This window comes from Dyadobacter sp. (assembly GCF_051859145.1).
GTDB lineage: Bacteria > Bacteroidota > Bacteroidia > Cytophagales > Spirosomataceae > Dyadobacter.
In genome coordinates this window covers 1-1,508 of record NZ_JBHYGF010000550.1, presented here as the reverse complement: position 1 = coordinate 1,508, position 1,508 = coordinate 1, and the positions used below count along the sequence as shown (strand labels likewise).

Sequence of the window (1,508 nt, the reverse complement as noted above, 5' to 3'; positions counted from 1 at the left end):
GAAGGGGATGTGACCATTGTCTCAGTTGTCAAAGAGGTACTGGTGGTTGAAAAGCGCCTGATGCTCGTAGAAGAACTGCATATTACCAGGCACCATCATCAAGAGCAACAGAGCTTTACAGAGACGTTACGGAAAGAAGAAGTGACCGTCTTCAGGAACGCCTCTGGCACAGATGTTTAATGTCAAGTCGTAATTCAATAAACTGAAACCTTTTAAATCAACAATCATGGCTAATACAGTAGTTGGAATTTTCGAAAAAGCAATCGATGCCCAGCAAGCGCGAAGTTATTTACTGGCAAACGGATTCTCATCCAGTGAAGTCGATATTACAACGTCATCATACGATTCAGATACGATAGTACCAGCTGTTAAAAAAGATAATGAAGATTTTGGTGACCGCATCGGAAACTTCTTCAAAGATCTTTTTGACGGAGATGAAGATGAAACCCGGCGTTACTCAGAAGCGGCAAGACGTGGGACAATTGTCACGGTGCATACAGCAAGTGCGGAGGGCGCGGAAACAGCTGCAAATATTTTGGACCAATATGGCGCGGTCAATGTAAATGACACTGCTGTTAACTATTATGAGTCAAACCAGACAAATCCCGGTGCAGTTACCGATGTACCTGTAAATTCTTATACTGACAATTCAGTTGACCCTTACCCAAACAGGTCGCTTAATACCGTTTCAGGCAGCTCAATAGGATCGGAAGGTCCAACAGAATCTTTACCGGTAATCAAAGAGGAATTGCAGGTTGGAAAGCGTGAGATTGAAACGGGTGGCGTGCGTCTAAGAAGCCGCATTATCGAGCGTCCTGTTCAGGAAAGCGTCCGGCTTCGTCAGGAGCAGGTAAATGTTGAAAGGACGCCTGTCGACAGGGTTGCATCCGAGTCAGATTTCGATACTTTCAAAGAAGGGACTATTGAAATGAAAGAATATGCGGAAGTGCCGGTTGTAAACAAGGAAGCACGGGTAGTAGAGGAGGTGAGCCTGAACAAAACCGTAGATGAGCGCCAGGAAGTAATTAATGAAACTTTGCGTAGTACTGAGGTTGAAGTTGAGGACCTTTCAGATGAAGAAAGGCTCAGAAGATCCCGCTTGGATTTATAATCGATATAAGCATTACATTATAAGGCACCCATCCCGGTGCCTTTTTTGTTACACTGCCTTATAAATCCATTCTCACCAAGTCAGCCAATTTCTGCGGTGCTACCGTACAATAGGCCGTCGTGAGGGCATCTTTAAATAGATCCTGATGCACTTTTTCCATTTCGATCAGCGTCCATCCCTGCTTGCCCCACTTATTATCCACAGGAAAAATGACTGTCTGGTCGCCTGAGCAGAATACGCTCTGATCAACCTCTGATAATTTGATACTCGCCCGTTTCAGCTGCTCATCGTAGGTAGCAAATATCTTCTTCTTCACCCGGAAAGAAATCTTTTCGAAGTGTGGCTCCTGGGTGACTTCGGGGAAAGTCAAGGCCATTTCTCTTATTTGATTAAAAGT

At 44.6% G+C, this 1,508-nt stretch carries 3 protein-coding genes; 2 read left to right on the top strand and 1 reads right to left on the bottom strand.

Annotation, left to right across the window (positions count from 1 at the left end; translation table 11 throughout):
- Nucleotides 1-180 (top strand): DUF2382 domain-containing protein (locus ACTIE6_RS23780; protein ID WP_439558997.1); only part of this gene is annotated, 180 nt, incomplete at its 5' end.
- A gap of 46 nt (nucleotides 181-226) precedes the next feature.
- Complete coding sequence (locus tag ACTIE6_RS23775) at nucleotides 227-1,111, top strand: YsnF/AvaK domain-containing protein (protein ID WP_138284209.1); 885 nt, start codon at nucleotides 227-229, stop codon at nucleotides 1,109-1,111.
- 58 nt (nucleotides 1,112-1,169) lie between these two features.
- Here ACTIE6_RS23775 and ACTIE6_RS23770 read toward each other — a convergent pair.
- Nucleotides 1,170-1,508 (bottom strand): MmcQ/YjbR family DNA-binding protein (locus ACTIE6_RS23770; RefSeq protein ID WP_439558996.1); only part of this gene is annotated, 339 nt, incomplete at its 5' end.

Coding starts and splice junctions, on each gene's coding strand:
- ACTIE6_RS23775 (WP_138284209.1), top strand. CDS start 227: ATGGCTAATACAGTAGTTGGAATTTTCGAAAAAGCAATCGATGCCCAG.